Annotated in this window: 22 protein-coding genes; 11 read left to right on the top strand and 11 right to left on the bottom strand. The window is 67.6% G+C overall.

The window, feature by feature from the left end; genetic code table 11:
- Positions 1–81: 81 nt before the first annotated feature.
- Positions 82–261 carry a hypothetical protein gene (locus tag MXB53_RS11330; RefSeq protein ID WP_248897627.1) on the bottom strand — a complete coding sequence of 60 codons (180 nt, stop codon included), beginning with the start codon at positions 259–261 and terminating at the stop codon, positions 82–84.
- 217 nt (positions 262–478) lie between these two features.
- On the opposite strand from MXB53_RS11330, the gene MXB53_RS11325 reads away from it, so the two are divergent.
- Positions 479–1,135 (top strand): helix-turn-helix domain-containing protein, encoded by a 657-nt coding sequence (locus MXB53_RS11325; RefSeq protein WP_248897625.1) that lies wholly within the window; start codon positions 479–481, stop codon positions 1,133–1,135.
- A gap of 138 nt (positions 1,136–1,273) precedes the next feature.
- On the opposite strand, the gene MXB53_RS11320 is transcribed toward MXB53_RS11325, so the two are convergent.
- Positions 1,274–2,323 carry an NAD(P)-dependent glycerol-1-phosphate dehydrogenase gene (locus MXB53_RS11320; protein WP_248897624.1) on the bottom strand — a complete coding sequence of 350 codons (1,050 nt, stop codon included), beginning with the start codon at positions 2,321–2,323 and terminating at the stop codon, positions 1,274–1,276.
- Positions 2,324–2,432: 109 nt separating this feature from the next.
- On the opposite strand from MXB53_RS11320, the gene aroA reads away from it, so the two are divergent.
- From aroA to MXB53_RS11280, 9 genes are all read left to right on the top strand, one after another.
- Positions 2,433–3,728, top strand: a complete 1,296-nt coding sequence (gene aroA / locus MXB53_RS11315) for a 3-phosphoshikimate 1-carboxyvinyltransferase (protein ID WP_248897623.1) — start codon at positions 2,433–2,435, stop codon at positions 3,726–3,728.
- Positions 3,718–4,881 carry a chorismate synthase gene (gene aroC / locus MXB53_RS11310; RefSeq protein ID WP_248897621.1) on the top strand — a complete coding sequence of 388 codons (1,164 nt, stop codon included), beginning with the start codon at positions 3,718–3,720 and terminating at the stop codon, positions 4,879–4,881. Before aroA ends, aroC begins: the two co-directional genes overlap by 11 nt.
- Before the next feature lie 51 nt (positions 4,882–4,932).
- Positions 4,933–5,070, top strand: coding sequence for a globin domain-containing protein (locus tag MXB53_RS15820; RefSeq protein WP_345779709.1), 138 nt, complete (start codon positions 4,933–4,935; stop codon positions 5,068–5,070).
- 23 nt (positions 5,071–5,093) lie between these two features.
- Complete coding sequence (locus tag MXB53_RS15815) at positions 5,094–5,375, top strand: group I truncated hemoglobin (RefSeq protein ID WP_345779708.1); 282 nt, start codon at positions 5,094–5,096, stop codon at positions 5,373–5,375.
- Between the two features lie 211 nt (positions 5,376–5,586).
- A complete protein-coding gene (locus MXB53_RS11300) occupies positions 5,587–7,473 on the top strand; it encodes a 2-oxoacid:acceptor oxidoreductase subunit alpha (protein WP_248897619.1) in 1,887 nt (628 codons plus the stop codon).
- Between the two features lie 3 nt (positions 7,474–7,476).
- A complete protein-coding gene (locus tag MXB53_RS11295; protein WP_248897617.1) occupies positions 7,477–8,415 on the top strand; it encodes a thiamine pyrophosphate-dependent enzyme in 939 nt (312 codons plus the stop codon).
- 93 nt (positions 8,416–8,508) lie between these two features.
- A complete protein-coding gene (gene lrpA1, locus MXB53_RS11290; RefSeq protein WP_248897615.1) occupies positions 8,509–8,937 on the top strand; it encodes an HTH-type transcriptional regulator LrpA1 in 429 nt (142 codons plus the stop codon).
- A gap of 45 nt (positions 8,938–8,982) precedes the next feature.
- Positions 8,983–10,251 carry a DNA polymerase IV gene (dinB, locus tag MXB53_RS11285; RefSeq protein WP_248897613.1) on the top strand — a complete coding sequence of 423 codons (1,269 nt, stop codon included), beginning with the start codon at positions 8,983–8,985 and terminating at the stop codon, positions 10,249–10,251.
- Between the two features lie 67 nt (positions 10,252–10,318).
- Positions 10,319–12,229, top strand: coding sequence for an ATP-binding protein (locus MXB53_RS11280; RefSeq protein ID WP_248897611.1), 1,911 nt, complete (start codon positions 10,319–10,321; stop codon positions 12,227–12,229).
- Here the strand turns inward: MXB53_RS11280 and tpiA are convergent.
- From tpiA to MXB53_RS11235, 9 genes are all read right to left on the bottom strand, one after another.
- Positions 12,226–12,870: a triose-phosphate isomerase gene (tpiA, locus tag MXB53_RS11275; RefSeq protein ID WP_248897609.1), complete on the bottom strand. Its 645-nt coding sequence runs from the start codon at positions 12,868–12,870 to the stop codon at positions 12,226–12,228. The two genes, MXB53_RS11280 and tpiA, sit on opposite strands and share 4 nt — an antisense overlap.
- Positions 12,871–12,901: 31 nt before the next feature.
- Positions 12,902–13,999, bottom strand: coding sequence for a carbon-nitrogen hydrolase family protein (locus tag MXB53_RS11270; RefSeq protein ID WP_248897607.1), 1,098 nt, complete (start codon positions 13,997–13,999; stop codon positions 12,902–12,904).
- Positions 14,000–14,033: 34 nt separating this feature from the next.
- Entirely contained in the window at positions 14,034–14,567 is a 534-nt protein-coding gene (locus MXB53_RS11265) for a multiprotein bridging factor aMBF1 (RefSeq protein WP_248897605.1), read from the bottom strand.
- Positions 14,568–14,611: 44 nt separating this feature from the next.
- Positions 14,612–15,211, bottom strand: a complete 600-nt coding sequence (locus MXB53_RS11260; RefSeq protein ID WP_248897601.1) for a CDP-alcohol phosphatidyltransferase family protein — start codon at positions 15,209–15,211, stop codon at positions 14,612–14,614.
- Complete coding sequence (locus MXB53_RS11255) at positions 15,208–15,726, bottom strand: adenylate kinase family protein (RefSeq protein WP_248897599.1); 519 nt, start codon at positions 15,724–15,726, stop codon at positions 15,208–15,210. The genes MXB53_RS11260 and MXB53_RS11255 overlap by 4 nt, the downstream gene beginning before the upstream one ends.
- Positions 15,723–16,805, bottom strand: a complete 1,083-nt coding sequence (hisC, locus tag MXB53_RS11250; protein ID WP_248897597.1) for a histidinol-phosphate transaminase — start codon at positions 16,803–16,805, stop codon at positions 15,723–15,725. Before hisC ends, MXB53_RS11255 begins: the two co-directional genes overlap by 4 nt.
- Positions 16,806–16,949: 144 nt before the next feature.
- The gene (locus MXB53_RS11245; RefSeq protein WP_425601218.1) at positions 16,950–18,575 is read right to left on the bottom strand and encodes a GMC family oxidoreductase; all 1,626 of its coding nucleotides are present in this window, start codon (positions 18,573–18,575) and stop codon (positions 16,950–16,952) included.
- A gap of 1 nt (position 18,576) precedes the next feature.
- Positions 18,577–19,116: a gluconate 2-dehydrogenase subunit 3 family protein gene (locus tag MXB53_RS11240; RefSeq protein WP_248897595.1), complete on the bottom strand. Its 540-nt coding sequence runs from the start codon at positions 19,114–19,116 to the stop codon at positions 18,577–18,579.
- A 92-nt stretch (positions 19,117–19,208) separates the two neighbouring features.
- Positions 19,209–19,940 carry a fumarylacetoacetate hydrolase family protein gene (locus MXB53_RS11235; protein WP_248897594.1) on the bottom strand — a complete coding sequence of 244 codons (732 nt, stop codon included), beginning with the start codon at positions 19,938–19,940 and terminating at the stop codon, positions 19,209–19,211.
- Positions 19,941–20,041: 101 nt separating this feature from the next.
- On the opposite strand from MXB53_RS11235, the gene MXB53_RS11230 reads away from it, so the two are divergent.
- On the top strand, positions 20,042–20,776 hold the full coding sequence (locus tag MXB53_RS11230; protein ID WP_248897593.1) for a metal-dependent hydrolase: 735 nt from the start codon (positions 20,042–20,044) through the stop codon (positions 20,774–20,776).
- Positions 20,777–20,806: the final 30 nt, after the last annotated feature.

Here is a 20,806-nt window from a genome sequence, read left to right as displayed (position 1 = left end):
ATCCTGCCCCGTTCGAGAAGTCTTTCGGGATGGCGTATCATGGGATTCAAACCAGTACCCGCTGGTGTGATCATCCGAGCGTCAATCCGCCAACTCGACGACCATGACTTCCATGTCCGAGTTCGTCCCGTCGGTGCGGTATTCCCACGTCCCACGCGGATCGATGCCACTTTCGAGGGCGGCAAGGATCACCCGTCCGAGGGCAGTCTCGAAGTCCTCTGTGCTCGACATCTCGTCGTCGGAAGTGAAGTCGGTTGTCATAGTGGGGGACACGCTCAACTGCGAGACGACGTCGCTGCAGTGTGGAACTCACCGCCACACGATCAGGGGGGCCACAGTCGGGTGCCTCTGCAGTACCCACTACGCTGTCACACGGGATAACACCACCGGAAAGCATGGTGTACCATGCCCGAATCCTCGCGGAAGACACCCTCTACCGAGTCTTTAACGCAGTTGCGACGGAATGGGTACATATCTAATGAGCGTCATCGTCGAAATAACTATTTCATCTGAAGCGTTCGAGTTGGGACAGATCCTTCGGGTCGAAGAGTCGACCCAGGTCATCCTCGAAACGATGGTGCCGCTGGGGGGGAAACCCACCCCGTTCGTTCGGGTTCGGAACGACGCACGAGAGACGTTCGAACGCTCCGTCCGCGAACATCCGTCGGTCAACGAGATCCAACTCGTCAACACACACGAGGACGAAACATTGTACGCACTGGATTGGGACCCGTCGGAGGCCTCACTGTTGCGAACGATCCTCGATCTCGACGCGGCGCTGTTGAGTGCAACCGGTACCGCCGACACGTGGGGGCTCGAACTCAGATTCCCGACTCACGAGGACCTCTCGACGTTTCAGGACTACTACCTCGAAGAGGACATCGAGGTGTCGATCAAGCGCATCTACAACCCCACGAAACCCGACGCCGGACCCTGGTACGGCTTGACGCCCCCGCAGCGCGAAACGCTCACGACCGCCGTCGAGGCCGGATACTATTCGTTGCCTCGACAGATATCCACCCAGGAACTCGCGGACACGTTCGATATTTCCGACCAGGCCGTCACCGAACGCCTCCGGCGCGGCATCTCCACCCTCGTACTGAACACGCTGCTGGTCGACGAACAGGAGGACTGACCCCGGTTACTCTGTGGACGGGTGTTCGGCAGGCTGCCCTCTCTCGACTCTCCAACGGTGGTACGCAGTCCGCCATCGTCGGATAGACGTGTCACCCGTCGATCGGACGGACGACCGCACTGCGGGACCGGTGTGCGACTAAATCACGCCCGTCGTCCGGGCTGCCTCCCGCGCCGCGGCCTCGCTGATCCCGTTGCCGAGGATGGTGTACCGGTCGCGGATACGGTGCGCGGTCGTCAGCGCCTCGATGATCGTCTCGTCGTCGAAGCCGAGGTCCGCCGCGGTCGTGGGCGCGCCGATGACCGACAGCGCCTCGCGGATGTTGCGCCAGGTGCCCTCCTCGCCCTCGTGGAGGTAGGCGACGAGGATGGTGCCGACACCGACCTGGTGGCCGTGGAGGGCCTGGTCGGGCGCCATGCGGTCCAGCCGATGCGAGAAGAGGTGTTCGGCGCCGCTGGCCGGGCGCGAGGACCCCGCGATGGACATGGCGACGCCCGAGGAGACGAGCGCCTTCACGACGACCCACGCCGATTCTTCGAGGCCCTGCTTGACCGAGCCGGCGTTCTCGACCAGCATCTCGGCGGTCATCCGCGAGAGCGCGCCCGCGTACTCCGAGTACTCGACGTTCTGCAGGCGGTGGGCGAGTTTCCAGTCCGCCACGGCGGTGTAGTTGGAGACGATGTCGGCACAGCCGGCGGTGGTGAGTTCCCAGGGCGCGGCCGCGAGGACTTCGGTGTCGGCGACGACGGCGAGCGGCGGATCCGCGGCGACGCTGTGGCGCGTATCGCCCTCCGGGATGGACGACCGACCGCTGACGATGCCGTCGTGGCTGGCGGCGGTGGGGACGGAGACGAGGCCGAGGCCGCGGCGGTCGGCGACCATCTTCGCGGTGTCGATTGGCTTGCCGCCGCCGAGGCCGACCAGGTAGCCCACGTCCTCGCGCTCGGCCGTTTCGGCGATACGCTCGACGGCGTCGAAGCCCGCGGTTTCGACGGTGACGGTCACGGGATCGTCGCCCAGTTGGGCGCGTACGCGGTCGCCGACGAGGCGGTCCGGCGTCGGACTCGTGACGATCAGCGGCCGGCCGACCACGGAGAGGTCGTCGATCACGGCGCCCAACTCGTCGAGGACGTCGTGGCCGACGACCACGTTCCGGGGGAGTTTGATCCACGTCGACTTATCGAACATACCCGCACGTCTCGCGGGCGGTTGAAACAGTTTGCGTCGCGGCGGTGCGCCGAGGCCGACGGAGTGTCGCGTTCGGTACGCTGATACGGCACCCGGTCGACGGGTCGGTATGGACGTCGAACTCACGCAGTCGCGCGTCGGCGGGCGGGCGCGCGCACCGCCGTCGAAAAGCTACACGCACCGAGCCATCCTCGCGGCGGGGTACAGCGACGGCGCCGTCGTCGCGGACCCTCTCGTCAGCGCGGACACCCGGGCGACGATGCGGGCGGTCCGAGCCTTCGGCGGCGCGGTCGACCGCGCTGACGACGATCGACGCCTCGACGTCGACGGCTTCGACGGCCGGCCCACCGTCCCCGACGATGTCATCGACTGCGCCAACAGCGGCACGACGATGCGCATCGTGACGGCCTGTGCGGCGCTCGCGGACGGGTTGACCGTTCTGACGGGCGACGAATCGCTCCGCTCGCGCCCCCAGGGGCCGCTGCTCGACGCGATTCAGCAACTCGGCGGGCGCGCGGAGAGTACGCGCGGTAACGGACAGGCACCCCTCGTCGTCGGCGGCGGCGTCGACGGCGGCACGGCGTCGATACCAGGCGACGTCTCCTCGCAGTACATCACCGCGCTGTTGATGGCCGGGGCCGTGACCGAGGACGGCATCAGTATCGACCTCGAAACGGAGTTGAAGTCGGCGCCGTACGTCGACATCACGCTCGAACTGCTGGCGGCGTTCGGGATCGACGCGTCGGAAACCGAGTCGGGGTATCGCGTTCCCGGCGGCCAGCAGTACGAACGCGCCGATCCCTACCCTGTGCCCGGCGACTTCTCGTCGATGTCGTATCTGCTGGCGGCGGGCGCGGTGGCCGCAGCTGACGAAGTTGTCGTCGAGGGTGCCCAGCCGAGCGCCCAGGGCGATAGCGCCATCGTCGACGTGCTGGAGCGGATGGGCGCGGACATCTCGTGGGACCGCGGCGCGGGAGAGATTACGGTCCGACGGAGCGCGCTGTCGGGGATCGAGGTCGACGTGGGCGACACGCCGGACCTCCTGCCGACCATCGCCGTCCTCGGCGCGGTCGCCGACGGCGACACGCGCATCGTCAACTGCGAGCACGTCCGGTACAAGGAGACCGACCGTGTGAGCGCGATGGCGACGGAACTGGCAAAGATGGGGGTGTCGGTGTCCGAGAGTCAGGACACGCTGACGATCCACGGCGGCGACACCCGTCTGCAGGGGGCGACGGTCGCCGGCCACGACGACCACCGCATCGTGATGTCGCTGGCCATCGCCGGCCTGGTCGCCAAGGGGACGACGACCATCGAGGACGCCGACCACGTCGATGTCTCGTTCCCGGCGTTCTTCGACGTGCTTTATGACCTCGGAGCCGAACTGGAGCGACATGAACGGTAATCGATTCGGTCGTCTGTTCCAGCTGACGACCTACGGCGAGAGCCACGGGGACGCGATGGGCGTCGTCGTCTCCGGCTGTCCCGCCGGGGTCGAACTCTCGGAGGCGGACATCCAGCGCGACCTGGACCGGCGCAAGCCCGGCCAGTCACAGATCACGACCAGCCGCGGCGAACCCGACGAGGTGCGCATCCAGAGCGGCCTGCAGGACGGCTACACCACCGGCACGCCGCTGGGGATGGTCATCGAGAACAAGGACGCCCGCTCGGGCAAGTACGAGCCGTTCATCACGGCACCGCGCCCCAGTCACGGCGACTTCACCTACTCCGCGAAGTTCGGCACGCGCAACTGGGGCGGCGGCGGGCGCTCCTCGGCCCGGGAGACGGTGAACTGGGTGGCGGCCGGCGCCGTCGCCAAGCAGGTGCTCGACGCCTCGGACCACGACATCCAGATCAAGGCCCACGTCAACCAGATGGGTGATATCGAGGCGCCGCCGGTCACGTTCGAGGAGATCCTCGAACACAGCGAGGAGAACGAGGTGCGGTGCGCCCACCCCGAGACGGCAGCAGAGATGCGCGAGCTGGCCGACCAGTATCAGACCGAAGGCGACTCCATCGGCGGGTCCATCTACTTCGAATGTCAGGGCGTCCCCCGCGGTCTCGGCGCGCCCCGGTTCGACGGCATTCCCGCCCGGCTCGCGAAGGCCATGTACTCGATTCCGGCGGTCAACGACTTCGAGTACGGCATCGGGCGCGAGGCCCGGACGACGGCCGGCAGCGAGTACAACGAGGACTGGGAATTCGACGAGTCGGGCGATCCCGTTCCCGGGGGCAACGACCACGGCGGGATCCAGGGCGGTATCACGACCGGCCAGCCCATCTACGGCGAGGTGACGTGGCATCCGCCGGTGTCGATTCCGAAGACTCAGACGACGGTCGACTGGGAGACGGGCGAGGAGAAGGAGATTCAGGTCGTCGGCCGCCACGATCCGGTCCTGCCGCCGCGGGCCGTTCCCGTCGTCGAAGCGCTGCTCTACTGCACCGTGCTGGACTTCATGCTGCTCGGCGGGCGGATCACCCCCGACCGGATCGACGGCCGACCGGGCGAGTACGACACCGACTACCACCCGCGAAGCCCGGACAACGTCGACTCGTAGCGGGCGCGGTTCGGAACCTTCATTCCGCCCGAATCGCTCGTCGGTGACGACATGTCGTCGGAGACGCTGTACGACAGACTCGGCGGACGAGACGCCATCGAGGCCGTCGTCGACGAGTTCTCCGACCGCGTGCTGATACTGTCGGCTGTAACTGTTTCAAGCCATTCGCCGCCCCGGGTCGGCGAATAGCTGTATTGACTTCCAGCCGCAGTATGAACGACGAACGGCCCGAACCCTACTTCGAGGGCGTCGACACCGACGCCCTGCACGACCACCAGGCGACGTTCATCAGCCAGGTCGCCGGCGGCCCGGGGGAGTACGACGGCCGCAACATGGAGGCGGCCCACGCCCACCTGAACATCACCGGGGCGGACTTCGACCGCGTCGCGGAGCATCTGGACGCGAGTCTCCAGGCGTTCGACGTGCCGGAGCGCGACCGAGCGGAACTGCTCGACGCCGTGGCGGCGCTGAAACCCGACGTGGTGTCGGCGTAACGATTCCTGTTTGGCGATCTCTTCTTCGCTCGGTTTGCTGACGGTGCCGAGCGACGCCTGGCAGGGTGGATTTTCGTCGCGAACCGGGTCGAATAATCGCCCGAGGCAGTGGGATCTTACATCATTTTTGTGTGGTAATGTATAGCAAAGGCTTTAGTCGAACCGTGATCAACTTTCTCAGTAATGGCCCTCAGGGGGCCGTGATGTAAATATGACTGACCATGAACTCATGTGGCGGATCGCTGGCGGGTCGGGCGACGGTATCGCATCGACCAGCCAGAACTTCGCCAAGGCCCTGATGCGAGCGGGGCTGCACGTCTTTACGCACCGACATTATCCGTCGCGGATCCGCGGCGGCCACACGTACACCGAAGTACGCGCCGACTCGGAGCCAGTCACCTCACGAGGTGACGGATTCAACTGTCTGCTCGCGCTCGGTGACTCCTTCGCCCGGAATCCACAGGAAGGGGCCTACTACGGCGACGAGGAGATCAAGCCGCTGTCGGAGAACTTGGACGACCTCAACGAGGGTGGGGTCATCGTCTACGACACCGGTCTGCTCGACGCCGCCGACATCCCGAACTTCGAGGAGCGCGTCGAGGAGAACGACTGGCACGTCTACCCCATCAACCTCCGCGAAATCGCCCGCGAGCAGGGGCGAGAGGTGATGCGAAACACGGCAGGCGTCGGCGCCACCGCCGCGCTCCTGGGGATCGATCTCCAGTATTTCGAGGATCTGATGGCCGAGGCGATGCCCGAAGATATTCTCGAACCCAACACGGAGATCCTCCATTACACCCACGACATGGTGAAAGAGGAGTTCGAGTTCACCCACGACCTCCGCGTGCCCCAGGGCAGCCACGACGAGGAGCAGGTGTTGCTCTCGGGGAGCGACACTATCGCCTACGGCGCCATCGACGAGGGGTGTCGGTTCATCGCGGGCTACCCCATGACGCCGTGGACCGAGGTGTTCACTATCATGTCCCAGGCGCTGCCGGAGGTGGGCGGCATCTCCGAGCAGGTCGAGGACGAAATCGCGGCCGCGGCGCTCGCGCTCGGCGCCTCCCACGCCGGCGTCAAGGCGATGTCGGGATCCTCGGGCGGCGGGTTCGCGCTTATGTCCGAACCGCTCGGTCTGGCCGAGATGTCCGAGACGCCCGTCGTGCTAGTCGAGGCGATGCGCGCCGGCCCCTCGACGGGGCTACCGACCAAGCCCGAACAGGCCGACCTCGAACACGTCCTCTATACGAGTCAGGGCGACTCGAATCGGGTCGTTCTGGCGCCGGGAACGGTTGCCGAGGCCTACGAGCAGTCGCGCCTCGCGTTCCAGCTCGCCTACGGCTACAACATCCCGGTCGTCCTGCTCTACGACCAGAAGATCGGTGGCGAACTGATGAACGTGCCCGCGAGTCACTTCGACCGCGAGCCGAATCCGGACCTCGGCGCGGTGACGACCGAAGAGGAACTTGCGGACGCCCCACACGGCCCCGGCGGGAAGTTCTACCGCTACCGCTACGACGCCGAGGACGGCGTCAGCCCGCGGTCGATCCCCGGCCAGAAGGGCGGCCACTTCCTCGTAACCGGTAACGAGCACAACCAGGCCGGCCACATCGACGAGGATCCGACCAACCGCGTCACGCAGATGGAGCGCCGGATGTCGAAACTCGACGCCATCCGCGAGTTCCTCGACGACCAGTCGACGCAGACGTACATGGGTCCCGACGAGGCCGACTACGGCCTCATCACCTTCGGGAGCCAGCAGGGGACGGTCGCGGAGGCGGTCGACCGCCTCAACGACGCTGGTCACTCGGTGAAAGGCATCGGCGTGAGCGACATGATGCCCTACCCCGAGGCGGAGATGACGGAGTTCTTAGAGAGCGTCGACGAGGCGCTCGTCGTCGAGATGAACGCCTCCGGACAGTTCCGGGGGCTTACCCAGAAGGAACTCGGCCGGTTCGGCGACAAACTGTCGAGCCTCCTGAAGTACAACGGCGAACCGTTCGAGCCCGCCGAAATCGTCGCCGGGTTCGAAGCCAGCATCGACGGGGAGGATGTCCCCGGCCAGCAGACGACCTACGTACCAGCGGCAGGTGACTAACCCATGAGCGCATTCTCAGCCATCGGCGAAGACCGCGAAATCGACCGCGAAGAGTTCACTCCCACCCTCGAACCACAGGCGACGTGGTGTCCGGGCTGTGGCGACTTCGGCGTCCTGAAGGCGCTGAAACAGGCCATGCCCGAAATCGGCCGCAACCCCGACGAGGTGTTGCTGGTCACTGGCATCGGCTGCTCGGGCAAGCTCAACAGCTACTTCGAGAGCTACGGCTACCACTCCATCCACGGGCGGTCGCTCCCCATCGCGCGGGCGGCCAAGCTCGCGAACCCCGACCTCGAAGTCGTCGCCGCCGGCGGGGACGGCGACGGCTACGGCATCGGCGGGAACCACTTCATGCACACCGCTCGCGAGAACCACGACATGACCTACATCGTCTTCAACAACGAGATTTTCGGCCTGACGAAAGGGCAGACCTCGCCCACGTCGCCGAAGGGTCACAAGTCGAAGACGCAACCCCACGGCAGCGCCAAGGACCCCATCCGGCCGCTGTCGCTCGCGCTCACTTCGGGGGCGTCCTACGTCGCCCGGACCGCGGCGGTCAACCCCAATCAGGCCAAGGAAATCCTCGTCGAGGCGATGCAACACGACGGCTTCGCCCACGTGGACTTCCTCACGCAGTGTCCGACCTGGAACAAGGACGCTCGGCAGTACGTCCCCTACATCGATGTCAACGACTCCGACGACTACGACTTCGATCCGACGAACAAGGGCGACGCCGCGGACATGGCCAGCGAGGCCGAACAGGCGCTCTACGACGGCGAAGTGCTGACCGGCCGGTTCTACGTCGATTCGGACCGGCCCTCCTACCAGGAGGAGAAACAGGCCATCGGCGAGATGCCCGAGGAGCCGCTCGCGGAGCGCTACTTCGACGAGGACTACGAGTGGGAGCGCACCCACGACCTGCTGCTCGACCGGCACAAGTAGCCCGATAGACGGCTCCCGAGCGCTCCGGAGACGGACCGCGAACTGATTTTCTCCTTCGCAACATATTTTTTCCGTGGAACGAAAGGGATAGGTATGGGAACGACCGCTACGGAACGTCGCATCCTCTCCGTACTCGAGGAGGACGCGCAGGCCTCCTACGGGGAGATCGCCGAGCGGGCCGGCGTCTCGAAGCCGACCGTTCGGAAGTATATCCAGCAGATGGAAGAGGATGGCACTATCGTCGGCTACTCCGCGGAGGTCGACCCGAAAAAGCTCTCGGGGCAGTCCATCGCCATCGTCGGGATCGAAGTCGCGAGCGAGCGGTACGTCGAGGTGACGCGCACGCTCAAGGATCTCGATGCCGTCGAGGCACTCTACACCTCCTCGGGCGACCACATGCTGATGGCGGAGGTTCGGGCGCCGGACGGCGACGCCCTCGGCGACGTGATCAACGACGACATCCTGGCGCTGGAGGGCGTGACGGCGACGCATCCCTCGTTTCTGCAGGAGCGACTCAAGTAGCGGTCGAGCGGAATCTTGAGGGTCGTCCGCGACCCAGCCACACGTATGGATGCCGGCGGGACGCTCCCCGGGGCCGACGTCGACGACGCCGAGGACCGCATCGTCTGTCACGTCGACATGGACTGCTTTTACGCTTCCTGTGAGCGGCTGCGCGAGCCCGGACTGCGCGGCGAACCTGTCGTCGTCGGCATGGGCTACGAGTCCGGCGAACCCCACGGCGCCGTCGCCACGGCGAGTTACGAGGCGCGGGCGTCCGGTGTCGAGAGCGCCCAGCCCATCTCGCAGGCGCTCGACCGACTGCCGCGGATGGCACGGGCCCGCGACGACCCCGCCCTCGACGTCGACGACGCTGGCTACTACCGCCCCGTCGACCTGGAGTACTACCGCGAGGTGGCCGACCGCATCAAGGCCATCCTCCGGGAGTCGGCCGAGCGGATCCGCGAAGTGAGCGTCGACGAGGCGTATCTGGACGTGACGGAGCGGACGGCGTGGACGACGGTCGACGGCCGGACGCTCGCCGAGGGGTACGCCCGTCATCTCAAGGACCGAATCGCCCGCGAGGTCGGTGTCCCGGCGAGCGTCGGCGTCGCGCCCAACATGAGCGCCGCGAAGGTGGCGAGCGACCGCGACAAACCCGACGGACTGGTGGTGGTCGAACCCGGCGACGTGCAGGAGTTTTTTGCACCGCTCCCCGTCGAGGCCGTCCACGGCGTCGGGCCGGTGACGGCTCGGGAGTTGGGCGAGCTGGGCATCGAGACGGCGGGCGATCTCGCGGCGGCCGACCCCGGAACGCTCCGGGATCGGTTCGGCGAGCGCGGGCGCACGCTCTACGATCGCGCCCGGGGACACGACGACCGGGAGGTGACGCCGACGGGGCGACCCAAGAGCCTGGCCCGCGAGTCGGCGCTCACGGAGGCGACGGCGGCCGACGACCGCAAGCGAGAGGTCGTCGCCGGTCTCGCGGCGGACGTGGCCGACCGGGCCGCGAGCAAGGGTGCCCTGTACCGCACCATCGGCATCAAGGTGATCACCCCGCCCTACGATGTCAACACGCGGGAGCGGTCGCTCTCCGGCCCCGTCGCCGACGCCGATCTGGTTCGGGAGGTGGCGCTCGACCTCCTCGCGGAGTTCTCGGAGGAGACGGTCCGGAAACTCGGGGTGCGGGTGTCGAATCTGCAGTTCGACGCCGCGGAACAGGCGCGACTGGACGGGTGGAACGGTGCGGAGGGGACGGATTCGAGCGACGGCGAGGCGGTCTCTACGGACGCCGACGGGACCGATGGCCAGTCGTCGTTGACTGATTTCGACGCGTAGTACGACAGCCGGGAGCGGACGCGCGTCTGACGCGGAACTATGGGGGACGGGACCCTCTCACAGGCCGATGACGGAGACGGATACGGAAACGATCACGGTCGCGGACGTGAGCGACGGCCCGGGCGGCACCGCCGACGCTGACCCCGGAACGCCCGTTTCGCTCCCGGTCGTGGAACTGCTCACCGGTCGGGGGTTCGTCACGGGGAAATCCGGATCTGGCAAGTCGAACACCGCCTCGGTGCTGGTCGAGAACCTTCTCGCGAACAACTTTCCCGTTCTGGTGGTCGACACGGACGGGGAGTACTACGGTCTGAAAGAGGAGTTCGAACTTCTGCACGCGGGCGCGGACGACGAGTGTGACATCCAGGTCAGCCCGGAACACGCCGAGAAACTCGCGTCGCTGGCGCTGGAGGGCAACGTCCCGATCATCCTCGACGTGTCGGGCTATCTCGACGACAGCGAGGCGAAGGAACTCCTGTTGTCGGTCGCCCGCCACCTCTTTGCCAAGGAGAAGAAACTGAAAAAGCCGTTCCTGATGCTCGTCGAGGAGGTCCACGAGTACATCCCGGAAGGCGGCGGCCTCGACGAGACGGGGAAGATGCTGATCAAGATCGGAAAACGGGGCCGGAAACACGGCCTCGGTATCGTCGGCATCAGCCAGCGCCCCGCCGACGTGAAGAAGGACTTCATCACGCAGTGTGACTGGCTGGTGTGGCACCGCCTGACGTGGAACAACGACACGAACGTCGTGAGTCGGATCATCGACGCCGAACACGCGAACGCCGTCGAGGACCTGGGCGACGGCGAGGCGTTCCTGATGACCGACTGGAGCGAGTCGGTGCGGCGCGTGCAGTTCCACCGCAAGCGCACCTTCGACGCGGGCGCGACGCCCGGCCTCGACGACTTCGAGCGCCCGGAACTCAAGTCGGTGAGCGACGACCTCGTCTCCGACCTCCGCGAGATCAGCGACGAACAGGAGCGCCGCGAGAGCGAACTCGCCGACCTGCGCCAGGAACTCGACCGGAAGGAGGCCCGCATCGAGGAACTCGAGGCGGAACTGGCGGAGGCCCGCGACCTGTCGCGGATGGCCGACCAGTTCGCGCAGGCGATGCTCCAGAAGACGGAGGCGCCGTACCGCGGCGGCGACGGGCGGAATTTCGCGCGCGTAGAGGACCTCCCCACCGATCAGGTCGAACTCCAGGCGTACGAACCGGACGGCGAGTCCGGCGACGGCGCGGAGACGACGGCGGACGATACGGTCGACGGCGATTCGGACACCCCGGCCGACACCGTCGCGATGGCCGACGTGACGTTCGACGCTGCGGCGATGGGCGACGACGGGAGCGCGACCGAGACCGATCCCGCGTCGGCAACGGACGACGACCCGGACGCGTCCGAACGCGACGCGACGCCGGGCACCCGCGAGGCGGTCGTCGCCGATCTGCGCGCGGAGATCGCCGACCTCCCCGACATCTCACAGGAGATGCTCGCCCACTACCGGCACGAGCGCGTCGCCGATCCGGTGGACGCCCACGTCGCTGCGGGCGGAACGCCGGACCGCCCCATCGCGTACGGCCGAAACCGCCCGCTCCGGACGGCCGGGTTCGTCGAACACGTCGACGGCGACCGGTACCGGTACGCGCTCCGTGATCGAGTCGCGGCGGCCTTCGACGACCATCTCCAGGGCGACGCGCTCGATGCGGCGGTTCGAGCGGTCGAGGAAGCGTTCGTCGACGAGTCGGTGCTCGATGCCGAGGAACAGGACATCCGCGCCGCCGACGAGCGCGACGAGGTGGAAGTCGTCGACGAGGATGTCGAGGGTGACGACGGATTCGTAGACGAGGACGCCGTCTTCGTGGACGAAAACGGCGGCGCGCCGGCGTCGGCCGACGACGCGACGCGCCGACAGATGGCGTCGGGGAGCGGCGACGACGGCGACGACGATCCGCGCTCGCCCACCGACGCGGAGATCCTTTAGACGCCCGAGACGAGGGCTTCGAGCGCCGCGCGCGGATCGTCGGCCTTGGCGACGCCGCTCGCGAGGAGGACGCCACGCGCACCGAGATCCGCGGCCGCGGCCAAGTCGTCGCCCGTCGAGACGCCGGCCCCGCAGTAGACATCGACGTCGGGGTCGACCGCGTCCGCCGCGGCGACGGCCCCCTCGACGATGCCCGGATCGGCAGTGCTGACCGAGACATCGCCCCCGATGAGTTCGGGGGGTTCGACCGCCACGGCGTCCGGGTCGAGCGCTGCGACCGCACCCACCTGATCGGGATTGTTGGCACAGACGACCGTCTCGAGGTCGGCCCGCTCGGCGGCGTCGAGACCGGCGTCGATGTCGGCGAGGCGCAGGCGGCGCTCGGAGTGGTTGAGCAGGGTGCCGGTCGCGCCCGCATCGGCGACGGCCTCGGCCAGGGTGTGGCCGGTGTGGCTGCCGTGTTCGATGGGCGCGACGTGTTGGCTCCACGTCTCGACGCCGGTCGCCGCCACGCGGTCGAGATGGGCCGTCTGTGGCGCGACGGCGATGCGGACGCCGCTCGATTCGGCGACGTCGCGGGCCGCCTCGGCGACGGCGACCGGGTCGCAGGGGTACGCCTTCAGGTTGACGAGGATGAACATACGAGGGGAGGGTGACGCGGCGACAAAAAGGCTAGTCGTTCTCGACGGCGTCGGCGATGGCCTCGACGGCCTCGATGGAGACGTCGTACTCCTCGGCGAGTGACTGCGCAGTGGCGGCCGAGAGGGAGCGGCCCTCGTCGTGTCCGTGCCGATGGATCGGATCGAGGCGGTCGTCGCGCACCTCCAGGTTCACGGCGTCCCATCGGGCGTAGTGGCCCATCGCGTCGAAGTAAGCTTTGGTGGCGCGGCGCTCGTCACGGTCGAACTCCGCGGTCAGGAGCGTCTCCTCGCCGACGGCGGGGCCGGCTTTCACGATCCCGGCGGGGTTGACGAGCATGCTTCCACCGTTGCCCACACCGAAGCCGAGTTCTCCCTCCTCGAACCCCTCGGGAACGTCGTCGCTCATGTAGGCCGAACACGAGGCGACGAACGACTGGGTCTCGAAGGCGTACTCACGGACGGCAGGGTAGATGTCGCAGGTGTCGCGGGCCGCCGCCGACTCGGCGCGCGTCTTGTCGCCGGGATGTCCGTGCTGTTCCCAGAAGCCGGGCCAGACGGCGGCGTGGATCTCCTCGCCCTGTGCGCAGAGCGCCGCCTTCGACAGCGTCATGTGGTTCTCGTAACAGACGAGCCCGCCGAGTCGCCCCACGTCGGTGTCGTGGACTGCGAGGTGGGCGGGGTCGCCGCGCCCCCAGATGCTGCGCTCGTCGTGGGTGGGCATGAGTTTGCGGTGGCGACGGACCAGCTCGCCGGAGCGGTCGAAGAAAAACAGCGAGTTGTAGAGCGTCTCGCTCCCCGACCGGTCGTCGACCTCGTTGGTGCCGAGAACGAGATGGAGGTCCGCCTCGGCGACGGCGTCGCCGATGGTGGCAACGGCGTCGCTGTCGACGTGGAGGCTGTGTTCCTGCAGGTCGACCATCAGATCGGTCCAGCGGGCGATGGACGTACTTCGACGCCAGTAGGGGTACCCCGGGAAGTACGTCTCCGGAAACACCAGCACGTCGACATCGCGGTCACCGGCACGTTCGATCCACCGGCAGGTCTTGTCTAGCGTCGCCTCGCTGTCGTGATACACCGGTTCGATCTGGGCAGCGCCGAGCGTGAACGATTCGGCTACCTCTCGGGACATGCCCGAGGGTTTACGGAGCGACCGATATAGAAGTTCAGTCCTTGCGCTTGACGACGTCGCCGAGCGTGGTCGTCGTCGAGGAGCCGCCGGACCACTCGGCGTCCTCGTCGCTCGCGCCTTCGGACAGCGAGATGTCCAGTTCGGATTCGAGTTCGCGCTGGACCGCGTCGCTCGGCAGCATGTCGCCGCGTTCGAGTTTGCGGATGAGGCTCGCCTTCTCATTGAGTTCGGCGGCGAGTTCCTCCTGGCTCAGCCCGCGCTCTTCGCGGGCGTTCCGGATGCGGTCGTCGTAGTCGGCGACGATTTCATCCATATCGTCGAACATGTCGCTACGGCGCTGTGACCCGCCGCTCGTCGAACTCGACCCGCCTGACGACGAGGACGAAGACGAAGACGAAGAAGACGAGGAGGACGACGTGGAGTATTTGGTCGAGGACGAACTGCTCGACTCGGTCCGGACCTCCGTTCCGAAGTCCGCACAGTCGTCGCAGAGTTCCAGTTCCGCCCCCTCGACTTTCGTCGTCGTGAGCGACGAACTTTCGGCACCGCACATTTCACACTGGGGCATACCCGACCTAGCGGGTGGCCGGGGATAAAAGGTGCGCCCGGCGGTTAGAGGTCGTGCCACGCGCCCCAGAACCGCTGGAGCGCCGTCAGATGCCCGACGAGCGCGAAGAGGACGAGGAGCCAGCCGACGACCGGGAGGGGGCCGACCGGTTGCCCCACGACGGCGGCGACGACGCCCGTGATACCGACGAGCGCGAGGCGATCCGCGCGCCCGACCAGGCCGCCGTACTCCCGCCCCAATCCGACCGCCTGGATCTGCGTGCCGAGATACGACGTCATCAGGACGCCGGTGACGGCCAGCAGCCCCAGGCCGTAGCGGTCGATGCCCGCCGCGAGGCCGATGACGAGGACGATGTCGGCGTAGCGGTCGAGGACGTGATCGAGCAGGTCGCCGGCGCGGGAGTCGACGTTCTGCAGGCGGGCAAGCGCGCCATCCAGCAGGTCCAGCCAGCCGTTGGCGAGGACGCAAGCGGCACCGAGAACGTATCCGAGGGGCGTCGCGACGTAGAATCCGACGGCGGCGCCGACGGCGAAGCCGAACGCGAGGACGCTGACGCCGTTCGGCGTGAGACCCACTCGGTCTGCGGCCGTCGCCATCGGATCGAGGACGAGCTCCGCGATGGGCCGGAGGCGATCGAGGGTCATAGGTAGTCCATGAAGTCGACCTCGCCCGCGCTCGGATTGCGCTCGCCCTCGATGACCGCCTCAATCTCCGCGGCCACCTCGGCGGGCGTCCGGTCGGTCGTGTCGATTTCGTAGACGTGATCGGTGCCGTGGCGCTCGACCGCTTCCGAGAGGATGACGTCCAGCGCCTCGCTCTCGGCGTTCTCGCTCGCTTTCGCCTCGCTCGCACCGCGGTCACGCAGGCGTTCTTCGAGCACGTCCGGCCGGCACCGGAGGACGACCACCTCGTCGGTGTCGAGGTGGTGGGCGAGATGGGATTCGACGACGCCCGACCAGTCGCCGAGCGCCTCCCGCACGGCGTCGAGATCGGCCACCAGCGACTCCCGCTCCTCGTCGCGTTCCGTCCAGAGCCCCGCCTCTCGAATCAGGTCGTTGAGGTGGATGACTGGCGTGTCGAGCAGCGTCGTCGCCGTGGTCTTGCCCGTGCCGGGCGTGCCGGTGACGGCGACGCGGTAGTCGACGCCGTCGTCGCTCATGCCGTCACCTCCTGAAGCACGTCGTTGATGACCTCGACGGCCTCGCGCGTGCTCTCGCGGGTGCCACAGGACACGCGAACGCAGGCCGGCAGGCCGAAACTCGTGCAGTCGCGGATGATGACGCCCTGTCGCTGGGTGGCCTCGGCGACGGCGCTCGCGTCGCCCACTTCGGCGAGGACGAAGTTGCCGCCGCTCTCCCAGGTCGGCGTGTCGAGGTTCTCGCGGAGATACTCCCGCGCCCAGCGCGCGGTCTCGATCGTCGTTTCGAGGTGGTCGTCGTCGTCGAGGGCGGCGATGGCGGCCCGACAGCCAACCTCGCTGGCAGCGAAGGGCGTGTTGACGCGGGCGTAGGCGTCGGCCCACGACTCGGGGACGATGGCGTAGCCGACCCGCAGGCCGGCGAGGCCGTACGCCTTCGAGAACGTCCGGGTGACCGCGAGATTGTCGTAGGCGTCGAGGCGGTCGATGGTCGACGGGGCGTCCGTGTATTCGGCGTAGGCCTCGTCGACGACGACGAGGGTGTGATCGGCGACGGCGTCGGCCAGCGTCTCGATGTCCTCGCGAGCGAACTCCGACCCGGTGGGGTTGTGCGGCGTCGTGAGATAGACGATGCGCTCGCCGTCGTAGGCGTCGAGGACGGTGTCGGGCGTCTGGGCGAAGTCGTCCGCCTTGTCGAGGTGATACGTCGCCACCTCGCCGTGGTGGTAGCGGGCGCTCATCCGGTAGTAGGAGAAGCCGGGTTCGGGCGCGAGGATGCGGTCGCCCGGTTCGAGGAAGGCCCGCGAGAGGTAGTCAAGCGCCCCGTCAGCGCCGGGCGTCACCCACACCTGTTCCGGCGTGACGCCCCACTGGTCGGCGAGGGTGTCGCCGAGGTCGGTGTGCGAGGCCTTGGGGTAGACGCCGACGTTGGGGGCCGTCTCCCGGATGGCGTCGACGGCCGCCGGACTCGGCCCGTGGGGGTTCTCGTTCGAGGAGAGCTTCGTGAGGTCCGCGGGGTCCATCCCGAGTTCGCGGGCGACCTCCTCGGCGCCACGACCGGGGACGTACGGCGAGAGGTGCGAGAGATCGCGTGGTTGCATGGGTGGAGGATGCGGACGGTGACGCTTAAGCGTGGCCAATATAGTGGCGTTTGGAATTGTGTACACACCTGATCGCCGGACTGCGTGCGATCAGGTGTGCGCTGACTTACAAAGGCTACTAGAGGGGCGGGAAACGGGTGCCTATCAGAGCCACGCATCCAGGCGGTCGGCCAGGCGACAACTCAGCGCCGCGATCGTGAGCGTCGGGTTCATGGCGCCGCCGGTGGGGAAGACGCTGCTGCCGCCGATCCAGAGGTTGTCCAGGTCGTGCGCTCGGCAGTCGGGGGCGACCACGCTCTCGTCGGGGTCGGTGCCCATCCGTGTCGTCCCCATGTGGTGGAACGCCGGGCCGGTTTCGTCGGGGCCGACCACCCAGTCGATGTCGGCGCCGAGTTCCGCCAGGATGGCCCGCTGGACCTCGTTTGCGCGTTCGATGGCCGCCCTGGTCTCGGCCCCGACCGACCAGTGGACCTCGGGAACGGGGTTGCCGTGGTCGTCGGTCGTCGAGCGGTCGAGCGTGATGCGGTTCTCGGCGTCGGGGAACTGCTCGACGAGGCCGCCGACGGCGAGGTGGGTGCCGTACGAGTCCTGCAACGAGTCGAGCAGGGCGTCCCCCCACTCCTCGGCGTGCAGGGCGTCGATGACGGGCGACGGGCCGGCGTAGTTCAGGAATTCGAGTTTGACGCCCGGCAGGGGGTCCTCCCCGTCGTAGAGCGCGTGACACTCGCTGGTGTTGAAGCCGACGTGGTTCTGTCGCGTGGGGCGGTCGATACGGCCGCCGACGCCCGCGAAGCAGTGATCCATGAAGTGCCGCCCGACGAGGTCGGAGGAGTTGGCGAGACCGTCCGGATGTTCGTCGGAGGCGGAGAGCAGGAGGAGGCGGACGTTCTCGACGCCGCCGCAGGCGAGGACGACGGCGCGAGCCTCCTGTCGGTGTTCGTCGCCGTCGGGCGTGGCGTAGACGGCGGCCTCGACCTGCTCGCCCGCGTCGTCGTGGACGAGTCGCTGAACGGGTGCGCGGTCGATGACGCGGGCGCCGGCGGCCTCGGCCCGGGCGACGTGGCGCTCCGCGGTGTATTTGGCCCCCGAGGGACAGACCGGCTTGCAGGTGCCGTAGCCGACACACGCCGACGCGCCGTCGTGGGGTTCGGAGTTGCGCGCGTTCGGCACGGAGTGCATCGGGAGTTCGAGCGCTTCGCAGGCCTCCGCGAAGATCGAGTCGCTGTGGGAAGGCGGGAAGGCAGGGAGGGGGAAGGGTTCCTCTCGGGGCGGCGCGAAGGGGTTGTCGTCGGCGCCGGCGACGCCGAGTTCGCGCTCCGCCTCGGCGTAGTAGGGCCGCAGGTCGCCGTAGTCGATCGGCCAGTCGGCGCCGACGCCGTGGCGCGAGTCGAGTTCGAAGTCGCGCTCGTGGAGGCGCATCACCATCCCCTGCCAGTGGAGCGTCGAGCCGCCGACGCCCTTGACGCGGGCGGCGTTGAGCGGGTAGCCCTTCGGGCCGCTGGAGGTGTAGGCGTCGCGCTCGCCGCCCATGCCCCAGAGTCCATCACCGGCCGTTGGCCGGTTTTCCGCGGCGCTTTGCGCCGCGCTATCCACGCCGGGTCGGAGGTGGGCGTCGAGCTGGTCCGTGCGGTCGTCGAGGTCGAAGCGTGGGCCGGCGTCGAGGACCACCACGTCGTGCCCCGTCTCGGCGAGACGGGCGGCGACGATGGCGCCCGCGGGCCCCGCGCCGACGATGCAGATGTCCGCCCGCGCGGACGGCGATCGATCCACGTCAGCCATCGTCCTCCATTCGCGCGCGCTGATAACTCTCGGTCCCGCCGGGGTGGCCGATGGGGTTCTCGATGCCGACCAACCGACCCCCGGTCGGCGAGGCGTAGAAGGCGTAGAGGAGTTCGTTGACGACGTAGAACCGCACCCGGTCCGAGAGGTTGCCATCGGGGTTCGGGCCGGCCACGTCGACGCCGAGGTCACGGAGCAGTCGGTCACGAGTCTCGGGGTCGAGGTCGGTGAGCGGCGCGTCGAACCAGTCGCGGGCCGTCGCGTCGAGTTCGGCGACGGCGTCGAGAACGCCGGAGCGGTGTGCCGGGTCGTCGAGGCGTCCCGCGACGTACGTTTCGACGAACGGTTCGATACCCGTCGCCTCGTCGGGGTAGACCACCTGGGCGACGGCGACGAGGCTAGCGAGAGCGTCGTCGGGGACCGCCGCCTCGGTGGCCTCGCTGTCCCCGTCGTCTCGGAGCAGCGCCGTGCCGCCGACCGCCGCGCCCGTCGCCGCGAGCGCCGCGAGCGCGTCCCGTCGAGTCAGATCCATTCGGTGAGGGATTAGGCAAGCCTAAATTTATGGCTTGCCTTCTGCGGTGGCGGAGAAAAACGGCGGCGGAGGTATGCGGATCGTTGTCCGTATCAGTCGCGGCGCGCCGTGAATCGCAGCGTTTCGACGCCTTCGATCTCGACTTCGACCTCGTCGCCGTCTTCGAGGCCGCCGACGCCGGACGGCGTGCCCGTCGAAATCACGTCGCCGGGTTCGAGCGTCATGTAACTCGAGATCTCCTCGATGAGTTCCGGGACGGAGAAGATGAGTTGCGAGATGTCGGAGGACTGTTTCGTCTCGCCGTTGACGCGGAGTTGCACGTCGGCGTCGTCGGGGAGGTGTTCGGGGTCGGCCACGACGGGTCCCATCGGGGCGGCGCCGTCGAAGGCCTTGCCGCGCACCCAGTTCTGTTCCTCCTGCTGGTCGTCGCGGTTCGAGATGTCACAGACGACGGTGTAGCCGTCGATGACGCTCTCGGCGTCCGCGGCGTCGACGTTGCGGCACTGCTCGCCGATGACGATGCCGAGTTCGGCCTCCCAGTCGACCTGCTCTTTGCCTTCGGGGAGGGTGATGGTGTCTCCGTGGGCGGCGACCGTGTTCGGCGTCTTCAAGAAGAGCATCGGCCGATCCGGGACGTCGATCCCCGTCTCCTCGGCGTGATCGGCGTAGTTGATGCCGATACAGATGATCTTCGAGGGGTCCGAGGGCGAGAGCAGCGTCACCTCGTCGAGGTCGTAGGTGTCGTCGGCGAAACTGACGGCGTCGCCGTGCCACTCGCCTGACCGAACCATGCCTGCGGGATCGCGGAATCTGACGCGTCGCATGGGGTGTGGGTCACCCGCCCACGAAATAAGCCTTCCTCGTTCGGGACGCCGTCACGTAGGGGCAACTTTGACGGTGGTCTCGGGACAATTTCCGGACGACTATGGAACTCACTTGGCACGGCCACTCCACGTGGCACGTCACGGTCGACGACACGACGATGCTGATCGACCCCTTCTTCGACAACCCGAAGACTTCGCTGGACGCGTCCGACGTGCCGGCGCCGGACTACGTCCTCTTGACCCACGGCCACGCCGACCACGTCGCGGATGTCGCCGAGTTCCCCGATGCGACGGTCGTGGGCACGCCCGAACTCGTCGGCTGGGTCACCGACGAACACGGGATGGAGGACACCATCGGCATGAACCTCGGCGGCACCGTCGAGTGTGGCGACGCGTACGTGACGATGCACCGCGCGGACCACTCAAACGGCATCGCGACGGACTACGAGTACAGCGCGGGGATGCCCGCCGGCTACGTCATCAGCGATACGGTCCCCACCCAGGAGACCGACGAGGAGTCCTTCGCGTTCTACCACGCGGGCGACACCGGTCTCATGACGGAGATGCGCGACGTCATCGGGACGTATCTCGAACCCGACGCCGCGGCCCTGCCCGTCGGCGACCACTTCACGATGGGGCCAACCCAGGCCGGCATCGCGACCGACTGGCTCGACGTCGACCACGTCTTCCCGATGCATTACGACACGTTCCCGCCGATCGAAGTCGAGATCGATCAGTTCGAGCGCGAGGTGCGAGCGACCGGGTCCGACGCCGAGGTGTACGTCCTCGACGGCGACGAGTCGTTCGCCTTCGAGCGACCCTACGCCGAGAAGTAGTTCTCGGTCGAGGGATAGTATTTAGGCGCC

Source organism: Haloplanus sp. XH21 (genome assembly GCF_023276355.1).
Lineage (GTDB): Archaea > Halobacteriota > Halobacteria > Halobacteriales > Haloferacaceae > Haloplanus > Haloplanus halobius.
Note: the sequence above shows the minus strand (reverse complement) of the source record. Positions and strands in the feature narration are given on the sequence as shown.